At 64.4% G+C, this 15,264-nt stretch carries 14 protein-coding genes; 9 read left to right on the top strand and 5 right to left on the bottom strand.

The window, feature by feature from the left end; all coding sequences use genetic code 11:
- Position 1 precedes the first annotated feature (1 nt).
- Entirely contained in the window at positions 2-526 is a 525-nt protein-coding gene (locus K1X11_RS08755) for a hypothetical protein (RefSeq protein WP_221029814.1), read from the bottom strand.
- A 110-nt stretch (positions 527-636) separates the two neighbouring features.
- On the opposite strand from K1X11_RS08755, the gene argH reads away from it, so the two are divergent.
- The 9 genes from argH to K1X11_RS08710 all read left to right on the top strand — a co-directional run bounded on the left by argH (position 637) and on the right by K1X11_RS08710 (position 11,753).
- Positions 637-2,040: an argininosuccinate lyase gene (gene argH / locus K1X11_RS08750; RefSeq protein WP_221029815.1), complete on the top strand. Its 1,404-nt coding sequence runs from the start codon at positions 637-639 to the stop codon at positions 2,038-2,040.
- Positions 2,041-2,057: 17 nt separating this feature from the next.
- Positions 2,058-3,479, top strand: a complete 1,422-nt coding sequence (locus K1X11_RS08745; protein WP_221029816.1) for an MFS transporter — start codon at positions 2,058-2,060, stop codon at positions 3,477-3,479.
- 13 nt (positions 3,480-3,492) lie between these two features.
- On the top strand, positions 3,493-3,945 hold the full coding sequence (locus K1X11_RS08740; protein WP_221029817.1) for a hypothetical protein: 453 nt from the start codon (positions 3,493-3,495) through the stop codon (positions 3,943-3,945).
- Positions 3,946-4,018: 73 nt separating this feature from the next.
- Positions 4,019-5,869, top strand: a complete 1,851-nt coding sequence (gene mutL, locus K1X11_RS08735; protein WP_221029818.1) for a DNA mismatch repair endonuclease MutL — start codon at positions 4,019-4,021, stop codon at positions 5,867-5,869.
- A 138-nt stretch (positions 5,870-6,007) separates the two neighbouring features.
- Positions 6,008-8,539, top strand: a complete 2,532-nt coding sequence (locus K1X11_RS08730; RefSeq protein ID WP_221029819.1) for a glycogen/starch/alpha-glucan phosphorylase — start codon at positions 6,008-6,010, stop codon at positions 8,537-8,539.
- 54 nt (positions 8,540-8,593) lie between these two features.
- Positions 8,594-9,862 carry a hypothetical protein gene (locus tag K1X11_RS08725; protein ID WP_221029820.1) on the top strand — a complete coding sequence of 423 codons (1,269 nt, stop codon included), beginning with the start codon at positions 8,594-8,596 and terminating at the stop codon, positions 9,860-9,862.
- Between the two features lie 191 nt (positions 9,863-10,053).
- Positions 10,054-10,242, top strand: a complete 189-nt coding sequence (locus K1X11_RS08720) for a hypothetical protein (RefSeq protein ID WP_221029821.1) — start codon at positions 10,054-10,056, stop codon at positions 10,240-10,242.
- A 31-nt stretch (positions 10,243-10,273) separates the two neighbouring features.
- Positions 10,274-10,654 (top strand): YdbL family probable chaperone protein, encoded by a 381-nt coding sequence (locus K1X11_RS08715; protein ID WP_221029822.1) that lies wholly within the window; start codon positions 10,274-10,276, stop codon positions 10,652-10,654.
- A gap of 106 nt (positions 10,655-10,760) precedes the next feature.
- Positions 10,761-11,753, top strand: a complete 993-nt coding sequence (locus K1X11_RS08710; protein WP_221029823.1) for an aldo/keto reductase — start codon at positions 10,761-10,763, stop codon at positions 11,751-11,753.
- A 185-nt stretch (positions 11,754-11,938) separates the two neighbouring features.
- Here the strand turns inward: K1X11_RS08710 and K1X11_RS08705 are convergent, their stop codons facing one another.
- From K1X11_RS08705 to K1X11_RS08690, 4 genes are all read right to left on the bottom strand, one after another.
- Complete coding sequence (locus K1X11_RS08705; RefSeq protein ID WP_221029824.1) at positions 11,939-12,619, bottom strand: metal-dependent hydrolase; 681 nt, start codon at positions 12,617-12,619, stop codon at positions 11,939-11,941.
- Positions 12,620-12,836: 217 nt separating this feature from the next.
- Positions 12,837-13,472 (bottom strand): alpha/beta hydrolase, encoded by a 636-nt coding sequence (locus K1X11_RS08700; protein ID WP_221029825.1) that lies wholly within the window; start codon positions 13,470-13,472, stop codon positions 12,837-12,839.
- A 128-nt stretch (positions 13,473-13,600) separates the two neighbouring features.
- Positions 13,601-14,041 carry a ribose 5-phosphate isomerase B gene (gene rpiB, locus K1X11_RS08695; RefSeq protein WP_221029826.1) on the bottom strand — a complete coding sequence of 147 codons (441 nt, stop codon included), beginning with the start codon at positions 14,039-14,041 and terminating at the stop codon, positions 13,601-13,603.
- A gap of 88 nt (positions 14,042-14,129) precedes the next feature.
- On the bottom strand, positions 14,130-15,260 hold the full coding sequence (locus K1X11_RS08690) for a HEAT repeat domain-containing protein (RefSeq protein ID WP_221029827.1): 1,131 nt from the start codon (positions 15,258-15,260) through the stop codon (positions 14,130-14,132).
- Between the last annotated feature and the right edge of the window lie 4 nt (positions 15,261-15,264).

Here is a 15,264-nt window from a genome sequence, read left to right as displayed (position 1 = left end):
CTCAGGCGGAGTCGGCGTCGCTCGCGGTCTCTTCGCCGGTGAAGCGGTAGGTGGTGTTGAAGATGAGCTCGATGTTCTTCGAGACCCAGACGCGCACCTTGATCTGACCGGAGCGTTCGTCGGTGGGATCGGCATGGCCTTCGACGCGGCGGGGTTCGCCCTCCTCGTTGAAGGCTTCGCCCTTAAAGTAGACGCGTTCGCCGGCGGCGAGTTGGCGGAGCTCTTCATCGGTGAGGTTGATGGAGAGTGAACCGGCTTCGTTGTAGAAGAAGAACGGAAACACCTTGGCCGAGTAGGTGGAGGCGTAGGCCGCGCCGTCGCGTTCGAAGGGCGGCATCTTGAGGGTGACCGCGCCAATGTAGATGGAGGTGCGGGCGGTCTCGACGGTGGCTTCCTGATAGAACCCGGGCAGGGGCTCGGTGGACGGAGGTGCCTCAACCGGAGCAGGCGCAGGGGTGGGGGCGTCCTGAGCGAGGAGGGTGATGCCGGTCCAGAGGGAGGCCAGGGCAAGAAAACAACGCAGCATGCTACAGAGGTGGGGCGGGAGTAGCGGTGCCGCAATCGAATCCGCTCATTTGTGGCGACCTATCTTTCTGCGTTGCGCGGGCGCGGGTGGCCACGTGTGCTCGCGCGACCATGGCCCGCAAAAAACAACAAGCCACCTGGGGCGGACGTTTCTCCGCTGGCCCCGCGGAGTTGATGCTGTCGTTCAGCGAATCGGTTTCGTTCGATGCGCGACTGGCGCCCTTTGACATCGCGGGCAGCAAGGCCCACTCGGCCATGCTGGCGCACGTGGGCCTGATCACAGCGGCGGAGCGTGACGCGATTCACGCCGGTCTCGATGTGATCGCCGAGGAGGTGGCGGCCGGGAAGTTCAAGTGGAACCCGGCGCTCGAGGATGTGCACATGAACATCGAGCAGGCGCTGACGAAGCGCGTGCCGGCTGCGGCCAAGTTACACACGGCGCGCAGCCGCAATGATCAGGTGGCGACCGACATGCGCCTGTTCTTCAAGTGGGCCTGCGTTGAAGTCGACGGCCGCTTGGCCGAAGCGCAAAAGGCCTTGCTGGCGCTGGCTGAGCAGGACGGCGAGGTCATGATCCCGGGTTACACGCATTTGCAGCGGGCGCAGCCAGTGCAGGTGGCGCATCACCTGGCGGCTTATTTGGAAATGTTTGAGCGCGACCGCGCGCGGTTTGCGGCGGTGGCGGATCACGCCAATTGGTGTCCGCTGGGCGCGGGTGCGTTGGCGGGCACGACGCTGCCGATCGATCGAGAGTTTACGGCCAAGACGCTTGGCTTTGTGGACGCGCGGGGCCGTCCGCGGGTGACGCAAAACTCCATGGACACGGTGGCGGATCGCGACGTGTTCATCGAATTTGCCACGGCCTGTGCGCTGGTCGGCGCGCACTTCTCGCGGCTGGCGGAGGATCTCATCCTGTGGTCGAGCAGCGAGTTTGGCTATATCAACTTACCGGATACGTTCTGCACCGGCTCCTCGCTGATGCCGCAGAAGAAGAATCCGGATTCCTGCGAGTTGTTGCGCGGCAAGGCGGCACGCTTGCATGGCAACCTCACGACCCTGCTGACGATGGTGAAGGGGCTGCCGCTCACCTACAACCGCGACCTGCAGGAGGACAAACCGCCGGTGTTCGACAGCTTTGACCAGACCATGACCTGCCTCGCCGTGGTGGCGGGCACGCTCACCGGCGCGGAGATTCGCCGTGACCGTTGCGCCAAGGCCGTGGCCGATCCGGCGCTGCTGGCGACCGATCTGGCCGACTACCTGGTCGAGCATGGCGTGCCCTTCCGCGAGGCGCACCACGTGGTGGGCGCGGTGGTGAAGCTGGCCGAGACGAGCGGCGTGCCGCTCAACGAGCTGGCGACCGCCGACGTGCAACAGATTCATCCGGCGTTGGGCGACGATTGGGCGAGCGTCTTTGACCTCGAGCGGGCGGCCGCGCGCCGCACTGGCACCGGTATGCCGGGGCCGAAACAAGTGCGTCGGCAGTTGGCGCGCTGGAAAAAGCGTTTGGGTTGAGCTATATCCGTCGGGTCATGCTCCCGCGGCTGCTACCTACTGAAAAAAGCGATCCGGAGCTGGTGCCGTTTCGGCCCGGGCTGTGGTTCGGATTTTTCAACGCGATGGCGTGGCAGATCGGCATCGGCACGCCGATGGTGTTGTTCTGCGAGGAGCTGGGAGCGTCGGCGTTTCAGGTTGGGTTGGCTTACTCCTTTGTGTTTCTGCTGACGCCGATCCAGATCCTGGCGACGACGCTGTTGCCGCGGTTTGGCTACAAAAAGGTCATGCTGGGCGGCTGGGCCTCGCGCAGTGTGTTTCTGGTGGTGCCGATGTGGCTGGCGGTGGTGGCGCCGCGCTGGGGCGTGCAGTCCTGGATGGCGCCGGCGCTGGTTGGCAGTGTGTTTTGGTTCTGCTTCTTCCGCACGATTGGGGCGGCGTCGATCATGCCGTGGTTGTATGCCATCCTGCCGCCGAAGGCGCGGGGGCGTTATTTTGGCAGCGACCAGTTTTTGTCGGGGGTGGCGGGGGTCGGGACCCTGATGCTGTGCGCGACCCTGTTTGCGCAGCTGCCGATCTACACGGCGTTGCTGATCCAATACGGACTGGCGCTGACGGGATCGGGGCTGAGTTTTATGGCGCTGCGGCGGTTGCCGGATGCGCCGAATCCGGAGCCGATCGGTTTGGGCAAACTGTGGCGGGACACCCCGCGGCATATGTTTAAGCGCTCGGATTTTCGGCGCTTCCTGTGGTTGGCGGTGGGGTATGCGGTGTTCACGACGCCGATTCCGCCGTTTCTGGCTTACTTCCTCAAAGTCGGGCCGCATCTGTCGGCGGGGCAGATCATGGGCTTCGAAGTGTTGCGTTACAGTGGCGTGATCGTGGCGGCGGCGTTGATCCGGCGGCGGATTGATGCGCGCGGGGCGCGACCGTTTTTCCTGGTGTCGATGTTGCTCTACTTGGCGGTGGGGTTGGCGTGGTCGTCCTACATCCTGGGCTGGTGGGAGGTGTTGGGCGGAATCTACGTCGCCTACTTTGTGTTGGGGCTGGCAGCAGCCTGTTGGACGATTGCGAACCTGAAATACCTGGCGCAGGTGGTGGACGAGAAGGAACGCACGGTGATGGTGAGCGTGTATGGCGCGGTGACGGCGTGTCTGGGCGGATTGTCGCCCATCTTGTGGGGGCTGGTGCTGAAGAGCGAAGATCCGGTCACGGGGGCGGCCGCCATCGATATGCGGGTATTTTTGGGCTTTTTTGCGCTGCTGATGGTGGCGGTGGCAGTGCTGTCGTCGCTGCTGGCGCGTTTGCCGGAGGAAGAGGAGGATGCCCCGGCGTCCCTAGCGATCGGGCATGCCATCCTGCGGCCGTTTCGAGCGGCGACCTATTTGGTGGGGTTGTTGAGTTTGGATCCGCCACCAAAGGGTGGGGATGGGATGGAACCCGACCGGCCCGGCCGGTGACGTAAGGTCCGCCATGAAACGCGTGAAGGTTACCCCCCTGCGCCTGTTGGCCCTGTGTTGGGCAATGGTGGCGGTGTGGGGGACGACCGGCTGCGTGATGCTGCGCAAGTCCACCGAGTTTGTGGACGTGAACGAGAGCGCTTACGGCGCCAAGGTGGCGGTAATTTCGGCCAATGAGGAGATCGTGCGGTTGCGGCTGTCGGCGCCGAACGAGCCGGTGTTTTTGGCCATGGTGGAGCCGCGGGTGATCAACGACGCGCTCTACCTGTTTCCGAGCTACATCCCCCAACCTACGATGAGTGAGCAGGTGGAGGTGCCGGTGGTGGAACTCGACCTGCCGGCGGAGTGGAAAGACCGGATTTTCTGGGTGGAAGGGGAGTCCCAGACTCGGTGGTTCCAGCTCTTCCGCGAGCCGGTGCGCACGATCGAGCGCCGCCACCTCGAGTTGCCGACGGAGTCGAGCTGACGACCGCAGGGCGGCGAGGTTAAACGTTGCGTGAGGGTTGAGCCGGTGCGGAGGATCGGGATTTTACCGCCGTATGCCCGACATCCGCATCCTGCCAGACCGAGTTGCCAATCAGATCGCCGCGGGCGAGGTGATTGAGCGTCCGGCTGCGGTGGTGAAGGAGCTGGTGGAGAACGCGCTCGATGCGGGGGCAACGCGCATCGAGGTGGAGTTTCGCCATGGCGGGCGCTCGCTCATGCGGGTGGAGGACAACGGCCACGGCATGAATCGGGACAACGCGTTGCTGTCGCTGGAGAGGCATGCGACGAGCAAGATCAGCGAGGCGGTCGATCTGGATGTGCTGGGCAGTTTCGGTTTTCGGGGCGAGGCGGTGCCGTCGATCGCCTCGGTGTCGAAGTTCACCCTGCAGACGCGGGCCGAGGGCGAGGAGTTGGGCACGGAGGTGTTGGTGAATGGCGGGCGCCTCGTGCACGTGCGCGAGTGCGGTCGGCCGGTGGGCACGCGCATCGAAGTGGCGCATCTGTTCAACTCGGTGCCGGCGCGGCGCAAGTTCCTCAAACGCGACCAAACCGAAGCGGCGCACATCGTGGCCGGAGTGCGACTCTACGCGCTGGCGAGTCCGGGCGTGGCGTTTACCCTGATCGAGGACGGACGGGTGATTTTCCGCTCGCCGGAGTGCCCGGCGCTGGTCGATCGCGTGGCGGAGATTTTTGGGCGGCAATTGGCGGAGCAACTCGTGCCCATCACGGCGGCGGAAGGGTCGATGAGTTTGGATGGGTTGATCGGCAAACCCGGGGTGGGGCGGTCGACGCGGCATGAGATGATCGTGTTTGTGAACGGGCGGCCGGTGGACAATCGCACGCTCAACTACGCGCTGATCGAGAGTTACCACGAGTCGTTGCCGAAAGGGCGGTATCCGCCGGCGTTTGTGTTTTTTAACCTGCCGCCGAACGAAGTGGACGTGAATGTGCATCCGGCGAAGCGCGAAGTGCGTTTTCGCAGCGAGCCGGCGGTGCGCAGCTTTGTGATTCGCTCGGTGCTGGAGCGGCTGCGTGCGCTGCGCGGGGACGCGGGGGCGCCTGGTCGCGACGACGGTCTCGAGCCCTTGCCGCCAGCGGAGCTGCGACCGATCTCGCCGCCTAGCGCGTCGTCGTCGACGGCGTCGCAACACTCCGGCATCGCGGCGCGGGCACCCAGTCCGGCGCCGGTGCAGAGCAGTCGACCGGCGGCGGCACCAGCAGGGAGCGGCGGGGCAACGCCTTCGCTCGGACCGTTGCGTCAGGTGCCGGGCAAGGGGCCGCCCGTGGAGGGCGTGCGGCCGGCGGCCGAGGCCTCGCATGCGGCGGGCGGACGAGGCTGGCGTTTTGTGGGTATGGCGCACGGCGTGTATGGTCTGTTCGAAACGGGCGCGGGCATCGTGATGCTGCATCGGCGGTCGGCGCATGAGCGGGTGTGGTTTGAGCGTCTGCAGGCGGAGTTTCGCGCGGGCAAAGTGGCGAGTCAGCGGCTGTTGCTGGCGGTGCCGGTGGAGCTCGATCCGATCGCGGCGGCGTTGTTGCTCGATCGCCTCGGTTTTCTCCAATCGCACGGCTTCGAGATCGCGGAGTTTGGGCGCAATTTTTTCCGCATCGAGGCGGTGCCGGACTGGATGGAGCCCAACGATGCCGAGTCCTTCCTGCGCGACCTGCTCGGGGCGTTGCGGGATGGGCGTTTCCCGGAGGACAACCCCGATTTGGCGCACGACGAACTGGCGCGGCTGGCGGCGGCCAAGGCGGTGCGCCTGCCGGAGCAGACCGGCGAAGTGCATTGGATGTCGCTGGTGAGTCAGCTTTTTGCCTGCCGCACGCCACTCACCAGCCCGGCGGGGCGGCCTACCTTCGTGGAAATGTCGCACGGGGAGCTGGCGCGACGCTTCCAGAAGTGACGGATAGGTAACGTTATAGGTTATCTCGGATTTGTCCGGGCGTTTTGGGGTTCCGTTCTAAGATTGGGAGTGACCGACGGGGAGCCCGTTGGCACCCTTTTCGCTCTGTCCGAGCTTCACCAACCTACGACTTTTCCCATGCCTACTCGCAAGTCTGCCCAGAAGACCACGACCAAGAAGACCGCCAAGAAAGCCGTCGTCACTGAGACGAAGGCCGCTCCCTCCGCTGCGGAGGTGGCCGAGATGAAGGCGGCTGTCCTGCGACACCTCAATTACACGCAAGCCCGCGACGAGGGCACGGCTACGGCGCGCGACTGGCAGTTGGCCACGTCGATGGCGGTGCGGGATCGCGTGCTGGATCGCATGATCAAGACGCAGGAGATCCACAACGACGCCAACGCCCGTCGCCTCTACTACCTCTCCCTCGAATATTTGATGGGCCGCCTGCTCATCAGCACGCTGCACAACGCCGGGGTTTACGCCGCCACGCGCCAGGCTCTGGACGAGCTCGGCGTCGATTGGGAGCAGGTGCGTCGCGCCGAGGATGACATGGGTCTCGGGAATGGCGGTCTGGGCCGTCTCGCCGCCTGTTTCCTCGATTCGCTGGCCACCCTCGACCTGCCGGCCATCGGCTACGGCATCAATTACGAGTTTGGTCTCTTCCGGCAGGCCTTCGACGAAAACGGCAACCAGATCGAGCATCCGGACAGCTGGATGATCTATGGCACCCCGTGGGAGTTCATGCACCCGGAATACCAGCAGGAGGTGCAGATCTATGGCCACGTGGAGAACGTCTTCGACGATCAGGGCAACTACCGCCCGATCTGGAAATGCTCCCACACGCTCGTGGGCGTGCCGCACGACATTCCGATCCCGGGCTACGGCACCGAGACGGTGAACATCCTGCGCCTCTGGACCTCCCGCGCCACCGAGCCGCTCGACCTCAACGCCTTCAACGACGGCGGTTACGTCGAGGCGGTGCGCGCCAAGGCCACCAGCGAGACCGTCTCGAAGGTGCTTTACCCGAACGACAAGACGGAGAACGGCAAGGAGCTGCGTCTCGTGCAGCAATACTTCTTCGTCGCCTGCTCGCTGAAGGACATCATCCGCCGCCACGAGCGCATCGAAGGCAACGGCTGGCACAACTTCGCCGACAAAGTCGCCGTGCAGCTCAACGACACCCATCCGGCCATCGCCGTGGCGGAGTTGCTGCGCATCCTCGTCGACGAAGAGAGCATGCCGTGGGATGACGCCTGGAGCATCGTCACCAAGACCTTCGCCTACACCAACCACACCCTCCTGCCCGAGGCCTTGGAGAAGTGGAGCGTGCCGCTCTTCTCGCGCGTGTTGCCGCGCCACCTCCAACTCATCTACGAGGTCAACCGTCGCCACCTCGAGGAAGTCGCCGCCAAATGGCCGGGCGACAACGGCATGCTGCAGCTGTGTTCGCTGGTCGAAGAAAACGGCGGCAAGCAGCTGCGCATGGCGAACCTCGCGGTCGTCGGTTCCCACGCCGTCAACGGCGTGGCCGCGCTCCATACCGAGCTGCTGAAGAAGGACCTCTTCCCGTATTTCAACTCCCTCTACCCAGGCAAATTCCGCAACAAGACCAACGGCATCACGCCGCGCCGCTGGTTGGTCGACTGCAACCCGCGCCTCTCCGCTCTCATAACCGAGACCCTCGGACACGAGGATTGGCCGCGTAACCTCGACCTGCTGCAGGACCTCGGCAAATACGCCGACGATGCCGCCTTCCAAAAGAAGTTCATGGACATCAAGCGCGCCAACAAGGTCGACCTCGCCAAGCTCATCAAAGAGCTCTGCGACGTCGAGGTCTCGCCCGACGCGCTCTTCGACGTGCAGATCAAGCGCCTGCACGAATACAAGCGCCAGCACCTCAACCTGCTGCACATCGTCGCGCTCTACCGCCGCCTGCTGCAGAACCCCGATCTCGACGTCGCGCCGCGCGTGTTCCTCTTCGCCGCCAAGGCTGCGCCGGGTTACGACCTCGCGAAGAACATCATCCGCGCGATCAATGTCATCGGCAACCGCATCAACAACGACGAGCGGGTGAAGGGTAAGCTCAAGGTCGTCTTCCTGCCCAACTACCGCGTCTCGCTCGCCGAACGCATCATCCCGGCAGCCGACCTCTCCGAGCAGATCTCCACCGCCGGCAAGGAAGCTTCCGGCACGGGCAACATGAAGCTCGCCCTCAACGGCGCGCTCACCATCGGCACGCTCGACGGCGCCAACGTCGAAATCAAAGAGGAGGTCGGCGACGACAACATCTTCATCTTCGGCATGACCGTCGACGAAGTGGAGGCGCTGCGCGCTTCCGGTTACAACCCGTGGGACGTGTATCACGCCGACGAAGAGCTGCGCGCCGTGCTCGAGTGGATCGATTCCGACTACTTCGTGCCGGGTGAGCACCACGCCTTTGGCCCGCTCTACCACAGCTTGCTCAACGGCGGTGACCCCTTCATGGCCCTCGCCGACTTCCGCGCCTACAGCGACGCGCAGGCTCAGGTTGACCTCGCCTACAAGGACCCGCAGCGCTGGGCCAAGATGGCGATCCTCAACACCGCTCGCGTAGGCAAGTTCTCCAGCGATCGCACTATCCGCGAATACGCCGAGGACATCTGGAACCTGCCGGCGGTGCCGACGAAGTAATCGCCGCGGGCTTTTCCCTCGCAACCGACAGGCGCGCACGCGGTCAATAACCGCATGTCGCGCCTGTTTTGTTTTTTGCTGCTGTTCGTCGGAGGGACGGGCATCGGCGCGCAGGCGGAGAACACGACCGCAGCCCACCCACCCGCGCTGCGAATCAGCGGCGCCTGGGCGGGGGAGCTGCGCGCAGACGAACGGTTGCCGGCAATCCCGTGGAACGTCGCGCTCGAAACGACGCTGGGCGAAACGTTGCGGCTGCAGTTTACCGCCGACACTCCGGCGGGCGAAGTGCGGGTCGAGGTGTGGCAGGAGGCGGGCGACGCCGGCGCCTACCGTTGGCGACTCCCGGAGCAGCGCTTGGCGGTGGCGGCGGTGCGCACGTGGCTCTTGCCCTTGCTGCCGGCGGAGTTGAGCGAGTTGGATCTGGCGGGCGACGTGGTGGTGGCCGGAGAGGGCACCTACAGCGCTGAGGCCGAGGGCGGGGCGGACGGCAGGTTGAGCGTTTCGTGGCAAAGCCCGACCGCGGCGTGGTCGGCGCAAAACGTGCGCTTGGAGGAGGTGCAGGTGGCGGCGACGTTGCAGCTGGCCGACTCGGCCTTGCGCGACGCGGCGGTGACGCTGGCCTGGGCGCGTGCTGAAATTATGGATACGCCGGTCGGGCCGGGCAGCCTGCGCGCGGAGCAGGAGCAGGGGCAGGGCGGCGCATGGCGGGTGAGCGACGCGCGGATAGCCTTGTGGCAGGGCGAAGTGGCGTTGGATCCGTTTACGATCGATCCGGCGGCGCCGCGGCTCAGCACGGAGGTGGTGGTGCAGGCGGTGGCGATCGACGAACTGGCGCCCTATTTTCCGGAAGCTGTGCGCGCGGCCAACGGACGCATGAGCGGACGCTTCGCGATCAATTGGAGTTTGGCGCAAGGCCTGGCGTTTGGACGGGGCGCCCTGCAGGTGCTCAGCACCGAAGTGGCGCAGGTGAAACTGGCGTCGTCGCCGGGCCTGCTCTCCGGGCGCATGCCGGCGAAGATTGCGGTGTTGCCGAGCTGGTTGGGTCCGCTGGCGGAATGGACCGCGGCGGAGAATCCGGCGAAAGCGGAGTTGGAGGAAATCGAGCAAGGCCGGCGTTTCATCCAAGTGGAACGCTTGGAGGTTCAGCTCTATCCCGATGGGGTTGACGGCAGCACCTCGGCGCGGGTGCGCCTGGTGGGTCGACCGGAGAATTCCGCGGTGGTGGACAAGGTGGATTTCACGGTGAACGTGAGCGGCCCGCTGCAGGAGTTGATCGAGCTGGGTTTGGATGACCGTGCGAGTATCTCGGCAGGGAGTCGGTGAGGGGTGAGGGACGGAGAGGCAACGAAGTCGGGCGTGAAGCCCGACCCACAGCATAGCGCTGAAACCTGAGAATGTGGGTCGGGCTTTACGCCCGACTTCGTCATTTCGGCTAGAACCGCCCCACGTTTTTGTCACGGACCAACGGGAACCTCCCGGTTGCGCCGGCAGTCGGAACGAGTATCTCTTTGCTTATGCGCCGTCTGTCCCTCCTCGCCGCCGTGCCCTGCCTGTTTCTGGCAGGTTGTGTTCACGTCAAAATGGATCCCATCCAGGTGCACGCCGTGGTGGACGTGAACGTGAAGGTGGATCGCGCGCTGGATGACTTCTTCGGCGATCTCGACCGTCAGTCGTCGACCATCACCGCCGACCCCGCGAGCTGAGCTCATGTTTTTGCCCATTTCTTTTACTGTCATGAATGCACCGCTTTCCCGTCCTCTGACTTGGTTTTTGGCCTTCGTCCTCTTCGCCGCCGGCGCAGTGGCGCAAGACATGGACGCCCTCCGCGACCGCATGAAGGAGCGCTTGCCGCGTATCGACGAATTGAAAGCCCAAGGGGTGATCGGCGAGACCCACGATGGGCTGCTCGCCGTGCGCACCGGCAACGATCGGCAGGTCTCGCAACTCGTCGCCGGCGAGAACGCGGACCGCAAAAGCGTTTATGAAGCGATCGCCAAACGGGCGGGAGCCTCGGCCGATAAAGTGGCGCAGGCGCGAGCCCGCCAGATCGCGGCCGGCAGTGCCTCCGGTGTCTGGCTGCAGGACGCGAGCGGCGAGTGGTATCGAAAACCCTGACCCCTGACGGATCTACGCGTGCGCGACCGCGCGTTCAACGGTTCACGATCAGTCCGACAATTGGCGATTGGACAAGGTTGAGCGTCGCGCGCAGCGTAGCGCCACCATGTCAAATCCCTACGTCGCCGCCTCCGACCGTTACTCCCAAGTGCCCTACGCCCGCTGTGGCCGCAGCGGCCTCAAGTTGTCCCGACTGTCGCTCGGGCTGTGGCATAATTTCGGCGGGGTGGACGTGTTTGAAAAGGGCCGGGAGCTCTGCCGCGCGGCCTTTGATCTGGGCATTACCCACTTCGATCTGGCCAACAATTATGGTCCGCCTCCCGGCTCGGCGGAGGAGAACTTCGGCAAAATCCTGGATCTCGATCTGGGCAAATATCGCGACGAGCTGATCATTTCGACCAAGGCCGGTTATCACATGTGGGATGGCCCCTACGGCGAGTGGGGTTCACGCAAATACCTGCTGTCCAGCCTCGACCAGAGTCTCGAGCGCATGGGCCTGGAGTATGTGGACATTTTCTATTCGCACCGGCCCGATCCCGATACGCCGCTCGAGGAAACCATGGGCGCGCTCGCGACCGCGGTGCACAGCGGCAAAGCGCTCTACGCGGGCATCTCGAATTACGACGCCGACATGACGCGCCGCGCGCACGAGATCCTCGATGACCTCGGCGTGCCGCTGCTGATCCATCAACCGCGCTACAACCTGCTCGACCGTTGGGTGGAGCCGGAGCTCTTGCCCGCGCTGGAAGAACTCGGCGTGGGTTGCATTCCGTTTTCGCCGCTCGCGCAAGGGCAGCTCACCTCGCGTTACCTGAAGTCGATTCCGGAGGGTTCACGCGCGGCGGGCAGCTCGGTGTTTCTCAATCCGACAGACATCGAGCAGAATCAGGGACGCATCCTGAAGCTGGCCGAAATCGCCGAGGCGCGCGGCCAGACGCTTGCGCAGATGGCGCTCACCTGGGTGCTGCGTCAGCCGGCGATCACGACCGTGTTGATCGGTGCCAGCAGCGTGGAACAGATCAAGGAAAACGTGGCCTGCGCGAGCGCGCCCGAGTTCAGCGACGACGAGCTCAAAGCGATCGACGCGGCGTGCGCGTAAGCCGCGTCCAAGGTAGGGCGGGACCGCCGGGCCCGCCGCTACGGCCGAGGGGCAAGGCAGCGGTCGGCCCGGCGGTCCGACCCTACCTGAGGATACTCTCGATGTCGGGCGTAAAGCCCGACCCACAATGAGGTTGCGTTGCTGGTTGTGGGTCGGGCTTTACGCCCGACTGCGTTTGGGGCGGGTCAGAGTTCCAGCGTGTCGCCGGGTTGCATGACCTTGACCGGGCGGCCGCGGTCGCCGGCGGCGCGGGCCCAGGCATCGGCGTCCTGAGCGATGGGCGGCCAGGTGTTGTAGTGGATCGGCACGGCGAGCTTTGGCTTCAGGTAATCGAGGGCGTCGAGCGCGTCGGTCGGTCCCATCGTGAAGTTGTCACCGATGGGGACGAGGGCGAGGTCGAGGCCGCGGCGACCGATGAGCTGCATGTCGCTGAAGAGCGCGGTGTCGCCGGCGTGGTAGAGGCGTTGACCGTCGGCTTCGATGACGATGCCGCAGGGCACGCCGCCGTAGATGGCGGGGGATTCACTGTCGAAGCTGGAGGTGTGGAAGGCGATCGTGAGGGTGACGCGGCCGAAGGGGAAATTGAAGCCGCCGCCGGGGTTCATGCCGTGGGTGGTGAGGCCCTTGGCGGCGTAGTATTCGGCGATCTCAAAGTTGGCGACGATGGTGGCGTTGTTGGCGGTGGCGATGGCTTCGGCATCGGCGCTGTGGTCGCTGTGGGCGTGGGTCAGCAGGATGTAGTCGCATTTGGCTTCATCGACGGAGATCGGCGCGGACGGGTTACCCGAGAGGAAGGGGTCGATCAGGATGCGATGATGCGCGGTTTCAACGAGGAAGGCGGAGTGGCCGTAGTAGGTGACTTTCATGGGGAGAGCGGTGAAGGCGGAGCGAGCCGCGAGACTGCGATGTAGGTTTTCAACCGCGAAGGACGCGAAGAAACGCGAAGCCAAGGCGCGGCCAAAGGAGTGGTTAATTGATGGACAGTCCCGGGACGAGTCGGGGATCCGATTGGAGGCTTTTTTGACGTCGTTTTTTCGGGCCCGTTTGTGGGGCGCCGGGTTTGGGGGAAGACCGGACGAGATCTTAGAGTGACTCGAGGAAAGCGGTGGCGGCCTCGAGGTCGGCCGGGGTCAGGTTGTGGCTGGCGGCGCTGGTGTGGCGTTGCACGGTGGCGCCGCCGGCGGCGAGTAGTTTGGCCAGACGTTCGGGGTGATCTGCGGGGATGATCGGATCGAAGGTGCCGTTGGCGAGCAGGACGGATTTGCCGGTGAGTGAATCGGGCGCGGCGGGTTCATCGAGCACCACCATTGGGCGGAGCAGGATGCCACCGGCGAGGGCGGTGGGCTGTCGCTGGAGAAGCGTCGCACCGATGTTGGCGCCGTTGGAAAAGCCGAAGGCCAGCAGGCGGTTCTGCGCGATGTCGAGTTGGGTGCAGGCTGCGCTGATGAACTCGGCGAGCGCGTCGGTTCGGGCGCGCACGTCGTCGTAGTCGAAGACGCCCTCGGCGAAGCGACGGAAGAAACGGTTGGCGCCGTTTTCGGAGACGTTGCCGCGGGGGCTGAGCAGGGTTGACCCGGGGGAGAGGCGCTGGGCGAGGGAGACGAGGTCGCGTTCGGTGCCGCCGGTGCCGTGGAGGAGGAGGAGCGGCGGCGCGCCGGGATCGGACCCCGGCAGGTGCAGGTAGTGGTGGCCGGCGAGCCGGGCGGTCGTCGTTTTCATACTACAGACTAACGTGCGTTGGCGGTGGCGCAAGGGGGCCACGACGGTCGCGTGGCGACGGAGCGGGGCCAAAAAAAGCGCCGGCGGCAGACCGGCGCGAAGGAGAGGGGTGGACGAAGAAGCGGCGCTCAGGCGTCGATCTTTTCGATGCGCTTGATGTGGCGGCCGCCTTCGAACTCGGTGGCGAGCCAGACTTTGACGATGTGCAGGGCCTCTTCGACGGTGACGGTGCGTTCGCCGAGGGAGAGCACGTTGCCGTCGTTGTGGGAGCGGTTCCAGGTGGCGACCTGTTCGTTCCAGCAGAGGCCGCAGCGCACGCCTTTAACGCGGTTGGCGACGATGGCTTCGCCGTTGCCAGAACCGCCGAGCACGATGCCGCGTTGAAACTCACCGCGGGCGACGGCTTCGGCGACGGGGCGGATCCAGTCGGGGTAGTCGCAGGACTCGGGCGAGTAGGTGCCCATGTCTTTCACGGTGTGGCCCTCGGCGAGGAGCATTTCGATGATCTTGCCCTTGTAGGCAAAACCGGCGTGGTCGGATCCAATGGCGATGGAGAAGGTCTGGGACATGGGGCAAAAAGGAGAAACCACGAAAAACACGAAAGACACGAAAAAACGGGGCCCTTCGCCTGGAACCTCTTGCCGAGCGAGAGCGGGATCAGGACTCGGATAGAAGCGCTATCAGCCGGCTGAGGGTCTGACGGTTTTCCTCTACTTGCTCCGGCGTGCCCTTCCCGTCGAAGTCGTGGTTGAACCGATAGCTGGGGCCGCCGCAGGCACCGATTTGCCAGACCAAGGTATAGTTATAGTAGCTTGATACCTTCGGGTCGTTGGGATCCAGACAGCGGATCAGCGCGGGCACGGCAGCCTCTCCGGCGTGGCGGCGAATGAGCCAGATAGCGTTCTGAAATATCGACTCCTCGGAGCGGATAACGGGTTCGATCCAGGCGGTATCGAGCGGGACTCCACAGGAAACCAGCGCTTCGGCGGCGGCGAAAACAACCTCCATCGATGGATCGTTCAGGCTCTGACGCAGGGCGGTTTCCGACGCGGCTCGGTCGCCGATCTGGCCGAGAGAGGTCGCCGCATAACGGCGGGTGGTGGGATCGCGATCCGCCAACGTATCAATGAGGGCAGGGATAGCGCCACGGACGCGGAGTTCGCCGGTTCGCAGCGCGGCGTCACGACGACGATCCTGATTGGAACTGCGCAGCGCTTGAGAGAATTCGATTGCGGCCTCGGCTTCCGGATAGGGGACCATAGTAATCTCGATAGCGATCGGTGGACTCACCACCGAGTTCATGTGGCCAAAATGAACGCGCAGAATGTGGTGGCCGGAAGTGAGGGTCAGTGCAGGCGCGTCGGGGTCATGGACCCCTCGCTTGGCGGGGGCTATGCGCTTGAAATACTGAGTGGAGAGATAATACGGCCCCCATGTCTCTCTTGGCCGCAACTGACCGATCGCGCCACCCATCGACGATTCCCCATACATGACACCATCGATCTCCACGATGAACGAGGCGCGTTGCCTCATGAGATTGGAGATGGTTTCGTCAGTTTGATTTGCCAGATGGATAGTGATTACGGGGGAGAGCGGAAACGTTACCGAGGTTTCGATATCCTCGATGCCCAAGGTCATGCCGCGGTTCGGTTCACCCCACTGAATGTGATCCAAGGAGGCGTAGGAGAGCATCGCCATGTGCTCAGGGCTCTGTCCGTTCGGGGCGGTGTGACCGACGGTGCTGAGTGAGCCGATGGCGAAGAGCCGCAAAATTGTGCGGATGATCAATCCG

Origin of the sequence: Actomonas aquatica, assembly GCF_019679435.2 — a bacterium.
Classification (GTDB): Bacteria; Verrucomicrobiota; Verrucomicrobiia; order Opitutales; family Opitutaceae; genus Actomonas; species Actomonas aquatica.
The sequence above is the reverse complement of the archived record's forward strand: the minus strand, read 5'-3'. Positions and strand labels throughout refer to the sequence as shown.